General features: G+C 71.3%; 12 protein-coding genes. All 12 read right to left on the bottom strand.

Translation table 11 applies throughout. From position 1 onward, the window contains the following. Window positions 1–68: 68 nt before the first annotated feature. On the bottom strand, window positions 69–539 hold the full coding sequence (gene rpsG, locus ASE56_RS05915) for a 30S ribosomal protein S7 (RefSeq protein ID WP_013584050.1): 471 nt from the start codon (window positions 537–539) through the stop codon (window positions 69–71). 5 nt (window positions 540–544) lie between these two features. Next, window positions 545–913 (bottom strand): 30S ribosomal protein S12, encoded by a 369-nt coding sequence (gene rpsL, locus ASE56_RS05910; RefSeq protein WP_013584051.1) that lies wholly within the window; start codon window positions 911–913, stop codon window positions 545–547. A gap of 355 nt (window positions 914–1,268) precedes the next feature. Beyond that, window positions 1,269–2,342 carry a hypothetical protein gene (locus ASE56_RS05905; RefSeq protein WP_056226232.1) on the bottom strand — a complete coding sequence of 358 codons (1,074 nt, stop codon included), beginning with the start codon at window positions 2,340–2,342 and terminating at the stop codon, window positions 1,269–1,271. Then, a complete protein-coding gene (locus ASE56_RS05900) occupies window positions 2,339–3,898 on the bottom strand; it encodes a DUF5684 domain-containing protein (RefSeq protein WP_056226229.1) in 1,560 nt (519 codons plus the stop codon). The genes ASE56_RS05905 and ASE56_RS05900 overlap by 4 nt, the downstream gene beginning before the upstream one ends. Continuing rightward, entirely contained in the window at window positions 3,895–6,405 is a 2,511-nt protein-coding gene (locus ASE56_RS05895; RefSeq protein WP_235556937.1) for a transglutaminase domain-containing protein, read from the bottom strand. The genes ASE56_RS05900 and ASE56_RS05895 overlap by 4 nt, the downstream gene beginning before the upstream one ends. Then, the gene (locus ASE56_RS05890) at window positions 6,402–7,778 is read right to left on the bottom strand and encodes a DUF58 domain-containing protein (protein WP_327037359.1); all 1,377 of its coding nucleotides are present in this window, start codon (window positions 7,776–7,778) and stop codon (window positions 6,402–6,404) included. The genes ASE56_RS05895 and ASE56_RS05890 overlap by 4 nt, the downstream gene beginning before the upstream one ends. A gap of 46 nt (window positions 7,779–7,824) precedes the next feature. After that, a complete protein-coding gene (locus tag ASE56_RS05885; RefSeq protein ID WP_056226224.1) occupies window positions 7,825–8,790 on the bottom strand; it encodes a MoxR family ATPase in 966 nt (321 codons plus the stop codon). A gap of 49 nt (window positions 8,791–8,839) precedes the next feature. Beyond that, window positions 8,840–14,791, bottom strand: coding sequence for an Ig-like domain-containing protein (locus ASE56_RS05880; protein WP_056226221.1), 5,952 nt, complete (start codon window positions 14,789–14,791; stop codon window positions 8,840–8,842). After that, complete coding sequence (locus ASE56_RS05875) at window positions 14,788–15,924, bottom strand: serine/threonine-protein kinase (RefSeq protein WP_056226218.1); 1,137 nt, start codon at window positions 15,922–15,924, stop codon at window positions 14,788–14,790. Before ASE56_RS05875 ends, ASE56_RS05880 begins: the two co-directional genes overlap by 4 nt. A 101-nt stretch (window positions 15,925–16,025) precedes the next feature. Beyond that, entirely contained in the window at window positions 16,026–16,688 is a 663-nt protein-coding gene (locus ASE56_RS05870; RefSeq protein WP_056226214.1) for a hypothetical protein, read from the bottom strand. A 68-nt stretch (window positions 16,689–16,756) separates the two neighbouring features. Next, on the bottom strand, window positions 16,757–17,239 hold the full coding sequence (locus ASE56_RS05865) for a hypothetical protein (RefSeq protein WP_056226212.1): 483 nt from the start codon (window positions 17,237–17,239) through the stop codon (window positions 16,757–16,759). Between the two features lie 10 nt (window positions 17,240–17,249). Then, the gene (locus ASE56_RS05860) at window positions 17,250–18,341 is read right to left on the bottom strand and encodes a hypothetical protein (RefSeq protein WP_056226209.1); all 1,092 of its coding nucleotides are present in this window, start codon (window positions 18,339–18,341) and stop codon (window positions 17,250–17,252) included. Between the last annotated feature and the right edge of the window lie 24 nt (window positions 18,342–18,365).

The following is an 18,365-nucleotide window of genomic DNA, read 5'->3' as shown; positions in this document are numbered from 1 at the left end:
TGGGAGGTTGATGCCGGGCCCATCGGAGGGTCCGCGACCGGGGTGCGGTCACGGACCCTCCGCGGGTTTTACCAGCGGTAGTGCGCGAAGGCGCGGTTCGACTCGGCCATCTTGTGGGTGTCTTCGCGGCGCTTGACCGCGGCACCGAGGCCGTTCGAGGCGTCGAGGATCTCGTTCTGCAGACGCTCGGTCATCGTCTTCTCACGACGACCCTTCGCGTAGCTCACGAGCCAGCGCAGCGCGAGGGTGTTCGCACGGTGCGGCTTGACCTCGACGGGAACCTGGTAGGTCGAGCCGCCGACGCGGCGGCTCTTGACCTCGAGGGTGGGACGGACGTTGTCGAGCGCCTTCTTGAGCGTGGCGACGGCGTCCTGGCTGTTCTTCGCCTCGACACCCTTGAGGGCGTCGTAGACGATCGACTCGGCGATGGACTTCTTGCCGTCGACGAGGATCTTGTTGACCAGCTGGGTGACGACGGGAGCGCCGTACACCGGGTCGTTGACGACGGGACGCTTCGGGGCAGGACCCTTACGAGGCATGTTTCTCAGCCCTTCTTCGCGCCGTAGCGGCTGCGAGCCTGCTTACGGTTCTTGACAGCCTGGGTGTCGAGTGCACCGCGGACGATCTTGTAACGGACACCGGGGAGGTCCTTGACGCGACCGCCGCGAACCAGCACGAGCGAGTGCTCCTGCAGGTTGTGGCCCTCGCCGGGGATGTAGGCGGTGACCTCGGTGCCGTTGCGCAGCTTCACGCGGGCGACCTTGCGCATGGCCGAGTTCGGCTTCTTGGGGGTCGTGGTGTACACGCGGGTGCACACGCCGGCCTGCTGGGGGTTCGACTTCAGCGCGGGAGCCTTGGTCTTCGAGACCTTCGGCGAGCGGCCCTTGCGAACCAACTGCTGAATGGTTGGCACGTTCTCTCCTTGATTGGCTGGACGTTCCCTCGCGGTGGCGCCCAGGGTGCTGCACGGTGACAGCGTCGTGTCTCCCCCGTCATGTCGCTCATCTTGCGATTCGTGACGTGTCGGGCTCACGTGTGATCCACCGCGCGCCAGAATGATCTTGCGCGATTCGTGGTGGATATGCCGTGGGGGCGACCTGTTCGCAGGCCGATCCCTGAGATGGTGCGAGCGTTGATCCGAACGACTCACCCGAAGGCATGACGCACGGCGCGCGTGAACGCACACCCGGTCAATGATACGCGTTCCCCGGGACGTGGGCAAACGAGTACGGGTCCGGTCACTGGGAGTATCCCGGATGCCGAGCCCCTCAGCCTGTCAGCAGCAGGACGGCCCCGACGATCGAGGCGACGAGCACCACCGCGATGACCGCGACGAGGACGATGACGCGGCCGGCGCCCCGGTTCGCGCGCGGACGGACCGTCCCGATGTCCGGGGCCGACGGCGCTCGGACGGCGGCGACACGCTCGACTCGCGCGGGCGCGTCGCGTCGCGGTTCGTACGACTCCGTGGCGAGGGCGTCGGGGACACGGGCATCGCGAACGGCGCCCTCGACCACCGGTTCCGTCCGTCCCCCTGCCGCTTCGCGGCGACGACGGCGCGAGCCCGAGGCGGTCTCGTCGTCGACGTCCGCGGCGGGACGAGCGCGCGTGGCCTCGTCGAGCGGATCCGGGTCGGAGCTCCGGCGACGGGTGAGCTCATCGGGGACGAGGCCCTCCGCCTCCGGCGTCGATCGACTCCGCGTCGCCTCGTCGGGAACGGCGGCGTCGAGCGGGGGAGGCGTGGCGGCGCGCCGCGGAGCGGTGGTGCCCACCTCGTCGTCGGCGGGACCGGCCCGGCCGGGAAGTGCGGATCGCGTCGGGGGCGAAGCGATGGTCGCGTCGTCGACGACCTCACGGTGCGAGACGACCGTCGCGTCGTCGGGAAGATCCACCCGCGACCGCGACATCTCACCCGCCGGCACCTCCGCGCGCGACACGATCGTCTCGTCGTCCGGAAGATCCACCCGCGAAGCCGAGGGCTCCTCCACCGGCACCTCACGACGCGACACGACCGTCGCCTCGTCCGCAAGGTCCACCCGCGAATCCGAGGACTCCTCCACCGTCGCCTCACGACGCGAAACCACCGTCGCCTCGTCCGCAAGGTCCACCCGCGAAGCCGAGGACTCCTCCCCCGGCGTCCGCCGCGAGACGAAAGTCTCGTCCTCGGGGACGTCGGCCGCAGACCGAACCGTGTCGTCGTCCGGGGTGTCCCGACGGGAGAGGACCGTCTCGTCGGCGAGCTCGTCGTCCTCCGCCGGCGCCGGGGTCGGCCACGATCGGAGTCGCCCTGCCCAGAGCGTGACCTCGTCGGGGTCGTCCGGGCGGTCGTACGGGCCGCTCACGCGTCGCTCCGCGAGAGGCGCACCTCCGCGTCACCGAGGAAGAAGCGCTCACCGGCTTCGATCTCCTCGCCCGGAGGGGCCTCGACCTCGGTACCCATGAGCGTGGCGAAGAGGACGCCGTTGGTGGAGTGCAGATCGGTGACGTACCAGGTGTCGCCGCGGAGCTCGAGACGCGCGTGGGTCTTGGAGACCGTCCGCGTCTCGTCCGAGATCGGCACGAGCTGCGCATCCGGATAGGCGGAGTCGGGGCCGGGACGGCGACCCAGGATCACCACCGCGGAGGTGAGATCGACGGGCGTGCCACTCGGCGGCACGAGAGCCCACGGGATTCGCTTGCGACGCGTGACGACGGTCCGATCGAGGGCGTCGAAGTCGTCCTCTGCCGACACCGCCGGAACCTCGGGCTGCGTGTAGAGCGCCGACACCGACGTGCGCGCGGAGCGGGGGGAGCCGGCATCCGGAGCCTCAGCCACCGCGGAGACCGCCTCGGACAACTCGGGGAACTCGTCGAGGGCCGCGGCCACCGAGGGGCGAGGAGCGGGGACCGCGTCGGGTGCGGGGCGAGTGAGGGGCACGTCCGCGATGGGCGCGGATGCGGCACCCTGCGAGGAACGACGCGGCGGGTTGGCCCACGGAGCGACGGGGTCGGACTCCTCCTCGACCTCGTCGGCCGGAGCGGGCGAGGGCGTCGGTGCGACCACGGGCGGCGCCCAGGTGGGGACGGCCGCCGGAGCGTCGGCGACGTGGGAGCGGGGAGCCTCGGGCGCTGCGGACGGAACCGGCGGGGCGGCGGGGGCGGCTGCGGGACGGTCGTCCTCGACAGGTGACCCGTCGCGCAGGGCATCGAGCACGTCGAAGACGGACGTCGCGGGCGCGGCGTCGCGGGCCTGCCCGACCCGCTCGTCCTCTGCACGAGGGCGCTCCGCCGCGGGGGCGGGGACGTGAGCCGGCGGGGCCCAGTCGTTCACCGAGGGAACCGCGTCGGCGAGCGACGGCGAGGGAGCGGCGAAGGGGAGGGTGACCGGGGCGGACACCGGCGCGAGCGGCGCGGAGGGAGCCGCGGCATCCGGGGCGGGAGCCGAGGGCCCCTGTTCCGGGGTCCATCCGCCGATGAGGGGGACGTACGGGCCGTCGAAGTCCTTGCCGCGCCGGACGGGAGCGGAGTTCTCGTCGGGGCGGCTCGTACGGCGCTCCCCGTGCCACCGCGCGGACCCGAAGCCCAGGATGCTCGCCCAGATGACGGGGAACAACGCCCCCACGACGGTGAGGCCCGCTCCGACCCCGAACCCCGTGTTGATGCGATGCACCGCCACGATGAAGACCGCGATGAAGGCGATCCCTCCGAAGATGGGCACGAGGTTCAACAGGATCAGCCACGGCGAGAACCCGCCGAGCTTGAGCACGGTGGCCCCGTTCAGGACGGGCACCCACGCCTTCCAGGCGGGTTCTCCGACCTTGCGGAAAAGCGCCGCGAGGGCGAGAGCGAGCCAGACGTACAAGACGACGACGAGGGCGAAAGACGTCGCCCCGAGCACCACCATGGTCGAATCGTTCATGTCGTGTCGCGTTCCACCAGGGCGGTGGAGCGCTTCCCCCTCTCGTCGCGGTGCGGCGACCCCCGCCGCGAAGGGCGTGGAGCGAGGAACCGCAGGAACGATCTCAACGATACGGCCGCACGCAGGCGCCGCCAGAAGCCCCGCTCACGGGTGAGAGTACGGCGTTCCTCGTCGACGATGCGCCAGAACGCCTCCACCTCGTCGGAATCCACCTGCTCCGACGAGAACACGGCCCGGTCGGCACCCTCGGCGAGAAGCGTTCCGGAGGGGGTGGCGAAGGCCTCCGCCACCTCGCGACGCGTCGGCGCGCGCGGAACGGTGCGACCCGCATCGACGCCCGCGTCGACGTACTCGTCCCAGCCTCCGGCGATGGCCGTCCGCGGATCCGCGTCGCGGCGGCGCCCACGACGGCGCACCGCCTTGGCGATGACGACCGCGAGGAACGGGCCGAAGAGCACGAGCAGGACGAGCAGCGAGATCCCCGCGATGCGCAGGCTCGCCCATAGCCAGGCGAGGTCGACCCCGTCGTCGGTGCGCGGGTCGTCGTTCTGGGCGTTGTCCTCCTGGACCGGCTCGGGAGGCACGACCTCCTGAACGGTGTCGGGCCGCACCTCCGTGACGTTCTCGGGATCCTGCTGCTGAGTGACCTCGAGGCTCGGCGACTGCTCCCACTGCGGGGTGACATCGATGGGAGCCCATCGGCCGTCGGATCCCTGCACCTCGGTCCACGCGGTGAGATCGCGCGCTCGACACTCCCCCGCCTCGCAGGTGGAGAGCTTCGCGTCCGTGGACACCAACCGCGTGCCCACGACCACCCGAGCCGGGAAGCCGAGCTCGTGGGCGATGAGCGCCGTGGCGACGGCGAACTGCTCGTCATCGCCGACGGCGGCGACGAAGTTACCCGAAGCGGCGGCTCGCGGGTCGTCTTCCCGCTCGAGCAGACGCTCGAACATGCGGTCGATACGGGCCAAGGAATGTCCGGACGCGCTGGGCTGGAGCTGATACCCCTGCAGACCGGCCGCCCACTTCGGCGTCGGCCCACCCTCCGGGGCGAGGCTGTGGCTGAGGTAGCCCCGCTGACGGAGCATCTGGACCAGGCTCTGCAGAGCCGCGCCGTCGTTGCCGCTGGCGTGTTCCTGGACCCAGCGACGGAGGTTGTCTCCCCCGGAGACGCCGTCTCCCGCGCCCGGCGGGGTCATCGTGGCGAGGTCGTCGGTGACGGGCTCGACGGCGTCGAGGCGGTAGCGATCCCCCTCGACGAGCCCGCCGTCAGCGGTCTGCACGCCCGCCTCGGCGTCGGAGCTGTAGTAGAACCGGTCGGCGAGAAGGCCGCGGCGGTCTCCCTCGAACGTGGCGGACGCGAGACGGCCGGCGGTCGGCATCCAAATGCCTCCGAGGTCGACGATCTCGACCTCCGCCTCGACGGGCCTACCCTCCCCCGCATCGCGCGTCGACGGAAGGCGCACGAACCCGGCACCCTCGTTGCCGGAAGCCCGGAAGATCTCGCCGTCGTAGGCGTCGAGGGTCGCGATGCGGATGCGCTCGGGCTCCGCCCCCGTCCCGCCGACGCGGAACAGCACCTGGTCCGAGCGCGCGTCGGAGAACATCGAGCGGTACTCCGACAGGGGACTCACGGCCTCGGCGATCAGTCGCTCCGGACCAGCGGCCGATCGGAGGACCTGGCGATCCGCGTCGCGCGCGGCCGCAGGGACCACGGCGACCGTGACGGCCACCGCGACCACCAGCATCCCCGCGCCGAGGCCCAGCCGTCGGCGATCCGCACGCGAGCGTCCAGGGCCCACGGGAACGGCCGAGACGTCGCTCGCTCGGCGGAGGGCTCGCCCGCGCTCGTCCTGCGCCCTCCACGCCAACCACAGCACCGAGACCAGCAGGGCGCTGAGACCCACGAACGTCTCCACCGGCGCCGGCAGGTCGAACGAGCCGATCGATAGGGGCGCACTGGTCGAGGTGCGCCCGAAGAAGAGGCCGAACCCGGTCATGCCCAGACCGCCCACGACCGCGAACGGTGCCCAGCGATCGCCGCGGGTGGCGAGAGCGAAGGTGAGGGCGGTTCCCACGAGGAAGATCACGAGCGCGGGGATCAACAGGTTGCGGTAGGCCCCCACCGGCAGATCGACCGTGACGAGGTCCTTCCAGGCGACGATGATGCCCGCGAACGACTCGCCCAGGCCGCGCAGGACGTCGAGGGGAGAGGTGAGCCGCGAGGGGACGGCCAGCGGAACCGCGAGCACCGTGAACGCCCCCAGCAGACCGGCCGCGAGGATCCACCCGCTCCACCGGCGCCACGACACGACCCCCACGACCGCTCCGGCGACGATGACCGACACCGCCACCAGCAGCAGGAAGGAGCCCGACGCGTAAACGGGCCAGGCGGCGACGGTGGCCAGCGCGACCGACAGCACGGTGTAGACGGCAGCGGCCGCATTGCGCGGCAGGTTCGTCCCGCGCCGGCGCATCCCCGCGCGCGTGCTTCGACGCCCGCTCACGAGGTCGCCCCCCTCACCAGCAGACCCGAGAGGTCGTCGAGGGTGCCGATGGTCAGCACCGTCAGGCCCGCGATGTTCTGCATCCGCGGGTGCGCGCGCTCGTCGCAGATCACGGCGGCGACGGCCGTGTCGGCCGGGAACGCGAGGGCCGCCTGGCGCAGGCGGCTGAGCGGCACTGCGGCGCCCACGACCACGAAGGCGATCGAGAGGCGTTCGTTCGCCTCGGATGCCAATCGGCAGACGTCCTCGACGGGCATGGTGTTCTCGTGCCGCTCGATCGCGCTGAACCCGTCGAGCATCGTGCGCGGGGCCACGACGGGGATGTGACGAATGGCGCGCAGGCGCCCTTTCACGACACGCGGGATCTCGGACCCGGTGACGATGTCGATGTCACGCGCGTCGCGCACGGCCCGAAGGCCTAGGGAGGCCGCGGCCGAGACGGCGAGCTCGTACTCGTCGGCGTCCGTGTACTCCTGCGTCGCCGCAGCGAGCACGACCGCCATCCTCGAGCGGCGCGACTCTTCGTACTGCCGCACCATGAGCCGGCCCGTCTTCGCGGTGGACTTCCAGTGCACCTGCCGACGGGAGTCCCCGGGGACGTACTCGCGGATGGCGTGGAACGACATGTCCGCATCGACCAGTCGGCGCGTGGCGTTGCCCTCGAGGTCGCGCACGAGACCCGCGCTCGTGGAGGGCAGCCCCACCGTGCGCGGGTGCACGAACAGGTCGTGCACGTCGTCGAAGGCGTGCTCCCGACGAAGCAGGCCCACGGGGTCGCTGCGCACCGTCGTGACAGGCCCGACCCGGACGACTCCGCGCGGGAGCGGGGGGATCTCGAGCGGTTCCGTGGAGCTCTGCCCGGGGCGGAGGAAGGGCACCCCGAACTCCACGAGGCCCCGACCGACGGGGATGTCGAGGCGGCCGGGCAGCGCGGGACGCGCGCTCTCGTTGCGCACAACGATCTGTCCCGTCACACCGTTGCCGGCGGTCACGCGCTCGTGCTCGAGCGCCAGGTCGACCTCGTAGGCCCGAGCGCCGAACAGGAACGGCACGCTCATGACCAGCAGGATCAGGGCCGCGCTGCCCGCGACCATCCACTCGACCCACCCGAACAGCACGCCCAGCAGCAGGCCGACCGTCGCGGCGACCACGACCACCACCCCGGCGGGACGCACGGTCCGGCCAGCCCATCGCACCGCGGCGGCGACGGCCTCGGTCGTGATCCGCCACCACTCCGCGACCTGGACCACCGCACGCACGATCCGACGCTGTCGACGGACCGAGGTCGACGTGACCGAGGTGCGCGAGCCCGTCACCATGGTGCCCGCCGAGGTCCGCGTGAGACGCGACTCGGTCAGATTCAGATCGGGCACGGCTCACCCCCCGAGCGGGGTGCGGACGCCACGGGACGCGCCACCGTCAGGCGCTCTCGCGCTGCGAGGGCGGCTGGGTGTCGAGGAGCACCTGGCCGACGACGGCCTCTTGGGTGACCCCGTCGAACTCGGCTTCGGGGTGCAGGATGAGCCGGTGCGCCAGCACCGCGACGGCCAGGGCCTTGACGTCGTCGGGGGTGGCGTAGGTCCGCCCCTGCGACGCGGCACGGGCGCGCGTGGCGCGCGTGAGGGCGAGGGCCCCGCGGATGCTCACGCCGAGGCGGACCTCGTCGGCCGTGCGGGTGGCATCCACGAGACGCGCGATGTAGTCCAGCACGAGCGCGTCGACGTAGACGGATGCCGCGAGGTCGGCCATTCCGACCAGGGCCTGCGGCGTGATGATCGCGCGCAGCTCGGCCGTGGCGACGGGCGCACCGTCGAGGATGCGGACGGTCGCCGCGTGGTCGGGGTACCCGAGCGAGGTGCGCAGCAGGAAGCGGTCGAGCTGGGCCTCGGGGAGACGGTAGGTTCCCGCCTGCTCGACGGGGTTCTGGGTCGCCAGGACGAGGAAGGGCACGCCCACCTCTCGAGAGACGCCGTCGATGGTGACCTTGCCCTCTTCCATGACCTCGAGCAGCGCCGACTGGGTCTTGGGGCTCGCGCGGTTGATCTCGTCGGCCAGGACGATGTTCGCGAAGATCGGGCCCGTGTGGAACTCGAAGGTCCCCGTCTTCTGGTCGTAGACCGTGATGCCCGTGATGTCACCGGGCAAGAGATCGGGGGTGAACTGGATGCGCGTGTTCGTGCCCTGGACCGACGACGCGACCGCCCGCGCGAGCGAGGTCTTGCCAGTGCCGGGGACGTCCTCGAGGAGGACGTGGCCGTCGCTGAGCATGGCGGTGAGCACCAGCTCGACCACGTGCCGCTTGCCGAGGACGGCGCGCTCGACGTTGTCGGCGATCTGCGAGAAGGTCTGGGAGAACCAGGTGGCCTGCTCCTGGGTGATCGTCATGTCGAAATCCTTCGGTGGGCGAGAGCGGGAATGGGGATGCCGGGAGGGCTCAGGACGAGGGCTTCGGGGCGGAGGCGCTGGGCTTGCATTCGCCGCCGAAGTCGGTGGACGCGGAATCGAGGTTCCAGCCCTGAGCGGACCAATCGACGGTGACGCGGATTTTGTCGACGCTCGCGGCTTCGGCGGGGACGGCCGTTGCGGCCGCACCCTCGGCACGCGGGAGCTGATTGCCGTTCTTGTCGAAGTAGCGGGCGTTGTCGTAGTTGAAGGTGACCTTGGCTTTGTCATTGCTCGAGGAGCCGTTCGCGGAGAGGGTCTTGCCGCCCTCGCAGCTCGCCACCTTCCATGACGCCTGGACCTGGTACGGGGCGCTCCCACTCGCAGGTGTCACGGCGCCGTACTGCGACTGGGTACCCCACACCTGGTGCTGGAAGTACACCTGGATCTCCGGGTCGCGGTCGAAGATCGTGTTACCCGGACCCCAGTTGACGAATCTCTTGTCGTTGAAGCGCGGCGGCGGATCGCCATCGTTGATGCGGTCGATGTACCACCGTGCTTCATTGCCCTTGATCGTCTCTTTCGCTCCGACCCGGAAGGTGTACCCCTTCGGCGCCGCCTTGCTCTGCTCGGCGTTCACCTGCTGGTCCAGGCTCACCGAGCCGTACGACCGGCCGTTGAACCACGACTCCGCGCACATCGTGAACGTGTACGTCTCGCCGTCGCCGAGTGCGGTGAATCTCTGGGTGTCACCACCGCTGCGGGGGATGCAGGGCAGCCCCTTCTGCACGATGTTGAACCGCACCTCGGAATCCGTGCCGTTCTGCTGCGCGGTCGCGCGGGCGTCGACGGTCGAGGTGCCGTTTCCGTTCGAGGTCGAGGTCAGCGTGAGGGTCGGATTGGTCGGTGCCCCGACGCCGTGCGCGATAGCGCTCAGCTGATTGCCCGCCGAGGCGCCACCGAGACCCGGAGGCACGGTGAAGCGCGAGATCGGGGTGACGGTGACCTGCGTCGACGAGTTGGAACCCACGCGGAAGCGGGCGACCTGCACGACCTCCTGGTTGCGGCCGACGCTCACTTGGATCTTGTCGCCCGCGGCGCTCGCGATCTCGAGGGTCCCCGTCTCGGCGCTGTCGACGCCCTTGATGACGAGGTCGGCGAGGTTTCCCTCTCCCCCGGTCTGCGTCGGCGTGAAGTCCATGCCCTGCGGTGCGTTCGGCGGGCGGTACGCCCACCCGGTCGTGCGCACGGCCGCCTTGGACTCGCCGACGCTGTTCACCGCGGTCACGACGTACTCGCGCTGTTCGCCGTTGGGAGCAGCGATCGGCGGACAGGTGCCGTCCGCGCCGCACTGGCCGACGACCGCGCCGTTGGACCGCACGGTGAAGCCCGAGATCGCGGGGTAGGCGCGTCGCGCCTCGCCCGGATCCACGCGGAGGGTGAGGGAGCCGTCGGCGTAAGCGGTCTGTCGCACGCTCCCCGGCGGGCGCGGGAATCCGAGCAGGTCGAGCACCACGCGGGCGTCGCGCGTCGACGCCGTCGTGCGCCCCTGCGCGTCGCGGAGCGTGACGCTCGCGCTGCAGGTGGCGCCGGGGGCGTCATCGCTCCACGAGGCGACGATGCCCGAGGCCGAGGCGACGCCGAAGCTCACGCCGGCGCAGGCAGCCGTCGGGCGCACGTCGACGACCTCGAGGGGCGTGCGCGGCAGCGGGTTGACCTCGCCGCTCGTTCCGACGACACCGATGGTGCAGCTCGAGCCCGAGGCCTGCGAGCACTGCTGCGACGTGGTGCCTCCCTGCGGAAGGGTCGAGGGAGCAGCACCCACGCGCAGCACCAGGCGCGCCGGGGCGACCGCGTTGTGGCTCGTCACCGAGATGATCGCGGCGTTCTCGGTGCCGGGAACGGAGCGGTCGTTGCCCGTGACGGTCACGATCGACCCGTCGAGCGACACGCCGAAGGCGGATCCGCCGTAGTCCAGGGCGTAGCGGATGCCGTCCCAGTCCTCGCGACCCAGCTGCCAGCTCGTCATATTGCGCAGATCGAAGGTGGCCGTCTCACCGGGCCCGACCGTCAGGGCTCCGGGCTTGAGCTCGGGCTGAGGGTCGCGCGCGACGATGCCGATGGGCACCGACACCACCGTCCATTCCTCGGTGCCCGCGATGCGCACCGGCACCTGGCAGGCATCGGTATACGGGGAGCCGGCGCCGGCGTCGTAGCGGACGACCGTCCCCGTAACGGAGCACCGTCCTTCGGCGCGCACCCCGGTCGCCGAGACATCGCTGCCGACCTCGAGCGTCGCCCGGCGTGGGAGCGCGACGAGCCCTGCCATGTCGAACTCGACCGAGGCGAGCTCGTCGACGCGCTGAGCGGCGCCCGGGCGCAGGGAGAGACTCAGGTCGTCGTCACCGGGGACGCGCAGGAACGCGTACGTGGTCACGTCGGAGTCGCCGACGCGGCCGGTGATGGCGAACGGGATCACGCGTCGCGTCGCGGGCAGGGTGCCCGAGATCTGGCGACCGTTCAACGTGACGTCTGCGGGCGTGCCCCACAGCGAGACGTCGAGGTCGCTGACGTCACCGCCGGACCACGTTGCTTTGCCCGCGAGCACATCGACGCCGGAGGTGAAATCGTCGCGGTTCTCGACCGTCAGCACGGTGTCGGTGACGACGGGATAGTCCGGCACGTTCTCTCGGACGACTTTGACCACGATGAGACCGCGGCCGGTGTTTCCCGAGTCGGAGGCGACGTCGTAGAGGAACGACATCGTTCCCGGCTGTTCGCCCGCCTCGATGACGACGCCGGTGTCGGACACCGCGTCGATGTATCCCTTGAGGCGGGCGTATTCAGGGTTGTCGCTCTCGTCGACGAGCTTCTCGGGCAGGTCCGGACGGACGCCGGTGAGCGTGAGCCGCCCCTGCGTGGGGTCGATGTCGTTGGCCAGCGGGCTCACGCGGATCGTACGGTCAGCGCCGGCCTGCACCTGCACGTAGTCGGTGAAGGTGATGGGGCTGGGGTTGGCCTGCGCATCGAGCACGCCGATGCGGACGGTCCCCTCGCCCGTCGCTCCCGAGGAGTCCGAGACGCGGTACCGGAAGGACACCTGACCACGGTCACCGGGGACCGAGGAGTACAGGATGCTGGACCCGTCCGGCGAGATCGAGGCGGTGCCGCGGTTGGGCTGCGCGACGATCCGGTCGAGCGTGACGGCGTCACCGTCGGGGTCGACACCGAAACCCTTGAAGTCGATCGAGGCGGTGCCGCCGCTGAGGACGCGGCCCTCGAGGGTGTCGGGCAGGGGGGCGCGGTTCGCCTCTCCGCCCAGGACCGTGACGTGCACGGTCGCTTCGTCCCAGAGAGCCGGAGTACCGGTCGTGTAGACGCGGTACGTCACCTCGTACGAACCCGGCGTCGTCGGGGCGAGGTAGCGCAGCACTCCCCCGGAGGTGAAGGCGAGGGCATCGCTGGCCGGCTGGGTCTGCACGCTCGAGGGGTCGAGCGTCGGGCGTCCGCCCGCCGGTGAGATGTCGTTGTCGAGGACGGGGATGTCGATCTGCGCACCCACGCGCACCGTGACGTTGTCGTCGACCGCGATCGGAGCGATCTCGGGGGCCGGCGGGAGCAGATAGACCGTCGCCTCACCCGTCACCCGCGAGCCCTCGTCGTCCGTTCCGTCGCTGACGGTGTACGCGACGGTGCCGAGCAGCCCCGCCGAGCCGTCGGCGGTGCTGCCCGAGACGCGCAGGTCGTTCTGGCCCACGGTGTCGACGGTGAGCGAGGCGCCCTCCTGGGCCGTCCCGGCCACGTCGCTGAGCAGGAGCACGCGACCGGTGGGGTTCGACACCGCGCTGAAGACGTCGAGCGTCGCGTCCTCCTGAGGCCGGACGAACGCGACGACCGGGGAGGTCGCCAGCTGCGCCGGCGCGTCAGCGGGGAGCAGGGTGATGCGCGCGGTCCCCGTCGCGTCGCGACCCCCGCCGTTGACGGTGAAGTCGACGCGGTAGACGCCGGGCTGGTTCGCCGAGAAGTCGAACGTGGTGCTGCCGCCGACCACCGTCGCGGTGGCGGTGGCGTCGTCAAGGACCCGGACCGAGGTGAGGCTGACATTGCCGGCGGTCCCGGTCACGTGGGGGCCCACATCGACCGCGACCGACGACCCGACCGTGTCGATCTTCGCGAAGGACTGGACGGCCAACGTGGGATCGGGAGCCACGCGGATGACGAGGGGCTTGGTCGTCACGGCCCCCTCGGTGTCGGCCACGGTGACGTCGAGCTGGATGTTCTGCTCTCCGCCCGAGCCGTCGTCGGCGTGCTGGTAGACCACGTCTCCCGCGGGGGTCGCGGCGACCGTGCCCACGCCGCCGGGGTTGTCCACCGAGAGCAGCAGCAGCGGGTCGCCGTCGGGGTCCACCCAGCCGGGCAGGACGGGGACCGTGATGGTGCCGCCGCGAGCGACCTCGGGGGTCGGCCAGGGCTGCAGGCACTTGTCGACGCCGCACCACACGGGTGCCGCGTTCGACGAGGGCGCCGAGACCGAGAGGGTCACCGAGGCGGGGGCGGAGTTCAAGCCGTCGGCGGCGGTACCGTCGGTGACCGCGTACGAGAAGGTGGCGCTGCCGGTCGCGCCCGGCGCGACGCGCACGGCGAGACGCTGACCGGCGTCGGTCACCGTGAGGGTTCCGAAGCCCGGATCGAGTCCCGTGACGCTCTCGGCGATAATGCTGAGGACGTCCTCGTTGGGGTCGTGGTCGTTCAAGAGCACGGGGAGCGTCGTGAGACGACCGGGCCGCACGCCGAACGAATCGGGTTCGGCGATCGGCGGCTTCGGGTCGAGGACGACGCTCAGCTTCTCGTCGCTCTGCACGGCGGTCTGCTCGGTGCGGTCGTCGAGCGACCAGTTCTGGCTGGACGCGACGAGAGCCCCGTCGGGCACGGTCCAGACCCACCCCGTGCGCGTCTCGTTCAGGATGACGGCGTGGTCGGTCGCGACGAAGACCGGCCGCCGCTGGTCGGGCATGGTCGCTCCGCCGTAGTCGAGGTCGGTCTCACCCTGGTCGGAGCGCCACAGCGTGCCGCGTGCATCTCCCGGCAGGAGCCAGGCGGCGTACGCGACGCCCTGGTGCGACAAGGGGCGGGCCGGCTGGCCGAGGACGTTGCCGCCGCCGCCGACCTCGCGCCGGGGCTCGGAACCGTCTGCCGGGATGCTCCACAGCGACTGGTCGTCGGCCACGTACACCGCGCGTGCGTCGGCGTCGGCATCGGCGACCACGAGCTGATCGGCCGCGTCGATGGTGACGGGGTCCGCGCCGCGGACCCATACTCGCCCGGCGTCCGCGTCGACGAGCACCCAGGTGTCCCCGGCCGCCGAGAGGACGGGAGCCGCGAGCTCGGCCTCGAGCGCGTCGCGGCCGCGCAGCTCGTCGGCGTCGATGTCGTACCGGATGACCGAGCCGTCGGCGGACGAGTAGGCGAAGAGCATGCCGCGGGCGTCGAGGGCGATGGCATCCGCGGTGTAGGACGGCGCGTTCTCGTCCTGCGATGTGTCAAAGGGGTCGAGCTCGGTGGGCTTCTGCCCCGCCTGGCTCAGGCGGCTCGCGAAGAGCGTGCCGGTGTCGGTGCGATACACCGCGTAGTCGCCCGCCGTGACCACCGATGTCGTACCGGGCGGGGTGTCGGGGGCGGCCTCGAGCTGATCGTCGGACAGGTCGACGGGCTGAGCCTCGTTGATCCGGGTGAGCTTGCTGAAGCTGTCGGTGAAGAGGTAGGCACCGTCACCGCTCTGCACCACCTGGCTGGGGTTGCCCGCCGTGCGCACGGTGTCGAGTTCGCCGACGGTGGTGTTCACGCGCGCGTAGCGCTGGCCGTCACCGGTCTGCAGCGCCCACACCGACGTGTCGACCTCGGGGGTCTGCTGGGCGTCGAGACCGGGCCACACGATGCTCGCCGTGATGACGAGGGCGGCGGCGGCGAGGGTCGAGGCCAACCCCGCGATCGTCGAGCGCTTCACCGGAGGACTCCCGTGGCGAACAAGGCGGCGACGACGACGGCCCCCGCGGTCACGAGCGTCGCCGAGGCGAGGATCCACGGCAGCGCCTTGGAGCCGGTCGAGGCTGGCGCGGCGATGTCGGTGTCTTCGTCGCGGACATAGCCCGCCATGCCGGAGGTGCCGCGGAGCTTGCGCCCACCCTCGCGCTCGATGCGCGACCGCGCCGGGCCGCGCAACGTCCCGTCGGCGAAATCGACCGCCCGAGCGGCGGGCGCCCACTCGGCGGCGGGGACCTCGAGCGGCGTCGAGGGCAGGCCGCTCTCGACCTGGACGGCCTGGAGCGCCTCGCCGAACTCACGCGCGCTGGCGTACCGGTCGGCGGGGTTGCGGGACATCGACTTTGCGAGCACCGCCTGCAGCGAGGCGGGGACGTCGCTGCGGGTGATGTCGGTGTAGGTCGCGCGAGCGATGCGGCGTCGCAACTGCTCGCGGGAGTTCTGCCCCTTCTCGCGTCGTTCGAAGGGGCTCTGCCCCGCGAGCAGAGAGTAGATCGTGGCGCCGAGGCTCCACACCTCGCTCGACACGGTTCCGGCCGTCTGCTCGGCGACGACCTCGGGAGCGCTCCACGGCACCGACATCGCCAGCATCTCGTTCGCCCCCTGGCGCACGAGGGACGAGGAGATACCGAAGTCGGCGAGGACGGGGGCTCCGAACGTCGTCACGAGGATGTTGCTCGGCTTCACGTCGCGGTGGATGAGTCCCGCGTGGTGCGCCGATTCGAGGGCCCCCGACATGCGGACGCCGATCGAGAGGACCTCGGGCACGGGCATGCGCTCGACGCGGTAACGCTGAGCGAGCGAGCCCGGGCAGAACTCCATGACGATGTACGGCCGGCCGTCGGCCGAGATCCCCGCCTGGTAGACGGTGACGATCGAGGGGTGGGCCGAGAGATGGGCGAGGACGTCGGCCTCGGCATTGAACATGCGCAGCAGATCGGTGTCGCGCACATCGCTCGGAAGCACCTTGACCGCGACGTCGCGGCGCGGCATGTCCTGTCCGTAGAGGAAGACGTCGGCGAATCCTCCGGACCCCAGTGGTCGGATGTACGCGAGCCCGGGCAAGATGGGCGGCGACGACGGCAGGCGCTGCGGCATCGAGCCCCCTCCCCCTGAGACGCGTCCGCGACTCGATAAGCGGACAACCCGTTGATGCTAACAAAAGCGCGGCCTCCCGCCGTGCCCTTGTGAACAGAGCTTCAGGATGCCGGAGGCTCCACGTCGCGCGGATCGAACGGCGCATCGAGCGAGCGGGTGAGGTCGTCCAGCAGCGCGGCGATCTGCGGCTCGACGAATTCCGCCACCGCCGCCTGGATCCGGAGGCGGTGATGGAGGAGGATCGTGCACACTTCGCGGCCGATCATGTTGGCGTAATCGTCGGCGAGGCCCACCTCTTGTCGCAGCGCCGCCTTCGCGGCATCCGACAGCGGGGGAAGAGCGGGGATGGCCGCATCCTCTTCGGCCGCGAGGCCCGACAGGGTGAAGAGGAAGGGTGATCCGGGCTCGGGGTCGGGGTCGAGCGGCATCCCGTCGAACTCGGGTTCGAGTCCCTCGGCCGGACGGTAGGAGCGTCGTCGGTTGCGTTCGGCCTGCTGGTCGAGCTCGGCCTGCAGCATCGGGAGGTTGCGGGACGTGTACTCGGCAACCGCATGATCGACGATCGCCTTCACCCGCGTCGACAGGCCATGCTGCACCCCGTGCGGAACATCGGACCCGAGGCCCGCGGCCGACAGGACCGGCGAGCCGAAGCACCGACGGCACGGAGCGACACGTCCGCGGTGGTTCGCGGGCTCCCACCGGGGCAGCCAACGGAGCCAGGCGTCCACCGCCTGACCGACCTGGCTCTCGAGCGACCGCTCCACGCCCCTACGCTAGCCCGACACGCCCGGGAACACGCGGATGCGGGCGGACCCGCGCGTCACGGGTCGCTTCACGGGCCCTCGTCCTCGTCTTCCCAGCGCCAGCGCGGGCCCGTCGTGCGGGCCCGCACCAGCAGGATGCCGAAGAGTCCCGCCAGCACAGCCGCGCCGGCCACCACCGGACCGGGGAATCCCAGCGCGACGCTTTGCGCCGCGGCGACGCCGCGAACCGGATCGGCCCCGCTGACGAGAGCGCCGAGCACGACCCCGAGTACTTCGCCCAGATAGGCCGCGATGGCGCACGGGACGGCGGTCAACCAGCCGGGCGGATCGGCCCGAAGGCCCCACCACAGCGTCGCCGCGAATCCCGCGAGGGCCAGCACCTGACCGATGACGCCGGGGATCGCGCCGAGACCGCCGACGGGGATGACATCGGCATCGACGACGAGGCTCGTCACCCCGAGGCCGCCGATCGAGAGGGCGATGAAGACGACGGACGCGAAGACGACAGCGACCGGCGGGGAAACCCCCGCCGGTCGCTGTTCGTTGGTCATCGACTCCGGCTCAGCGCTGCGAGAGCTGCGGACCGGCCTCGAGGGTGCGCTCGTACTCGCGCTGGGCTTCGGCGTTGATCTCGGTCACGCGGCGACCGCGTGCCGACACCCACGAGCCGAACCAGATGGTGAGTTCGCGGCCGAGGACGAAGGCGACGATCGCGAGCGGGGCGAGGACGTTGTTCTGGAGCAGTTCGACCGACTGGCGGGGGGAGATCTCCCAGAACGGCGCGGCGAAGAGGGCGCCGAGCAGGTGCCCGGCCCAGGCCACGACACCGACGACGAGACCCCAGACCACCCAGTGACCCCAGCGCCCACGGTTGATCAGGGCGCCGAGGAACCAGAACCCGAAGTAGAACGCCACGGTGGGCACCCACAGGTCCCACGTGGCCAGCGCCGAGAGGGCCGCCTGACCGAGGTCGGCGGTGGCGGTGCGGCCGGTCAACAGCCCCAAGCCGAGAGTCGCGGCGAGATACAGCACCGCGAAGACCAGAGCGGCGAGAAGGCCGATGGCACCGGCCGCACCCCGGTTGTTGCGGGGACGAGGGGCTTCGGGCGCCTGCACGAAGATCGGCTGCGCCCCGCCCACCGTGCGGGTGGGCTCTTCGGCGACGGGAGCGGCGGCGGCCGCGGCGGCGGCACCGGCGGCGGGGTACGCCGTCGTGCTCGCGTCGTCGTAGCGCGACGTCGCGGTCGTGTCGTCGTGACGGACGTCGTCGCGGCGGACGTCGTCGCGCCCCGGCTCCGCGGAGGCGGCGTACGCAGCCCAGCGGGCGTCTTCGTCCTCGAGGTCGACCGACCCGGAGGACGCCGTGGACCCCTGCGGGGCGACCGGCGACGCGTCGTGCACGACGGGAGCCGCGTGCTCGCTGCGGGCCGTCGTCGGAGCGGAGGCGGCGTGCTCGTGCGCCTCACGCTCGTCCCACGCGGCTTCGGCCGTCGCGGGGTCGACCGCGTCGCGGCGGGCGGCCTCGGCATCGGCGAGACCCTCGTGGGCTCGGCCGACGACATCCTGCGCTTCGTCCTTCGGCTCGACGACGGGGTCGCCGTACGAAGCCTTCGGTTCAGCGACGGGGTCGCTGCCCGACGTGTTGTCGCTCATGGGGTCTCCTCACGCGGTGCTTGC

The organism is Microbacterium sp. Leaf203 (genome assembly GCF_001421275.1).
GTDB classification, from domain to species: domain Bacteria; phylum Actinomycetota; class Actinomycetes; order Actinomycetales; family Microbacteriaceae; genus Microbacterium; species Microbacterium testaceum_A.
Note: the sequence above shows the minus strand (reverse complement) of the source record. Positions and strands in the feature narration are given on the sequence as shown.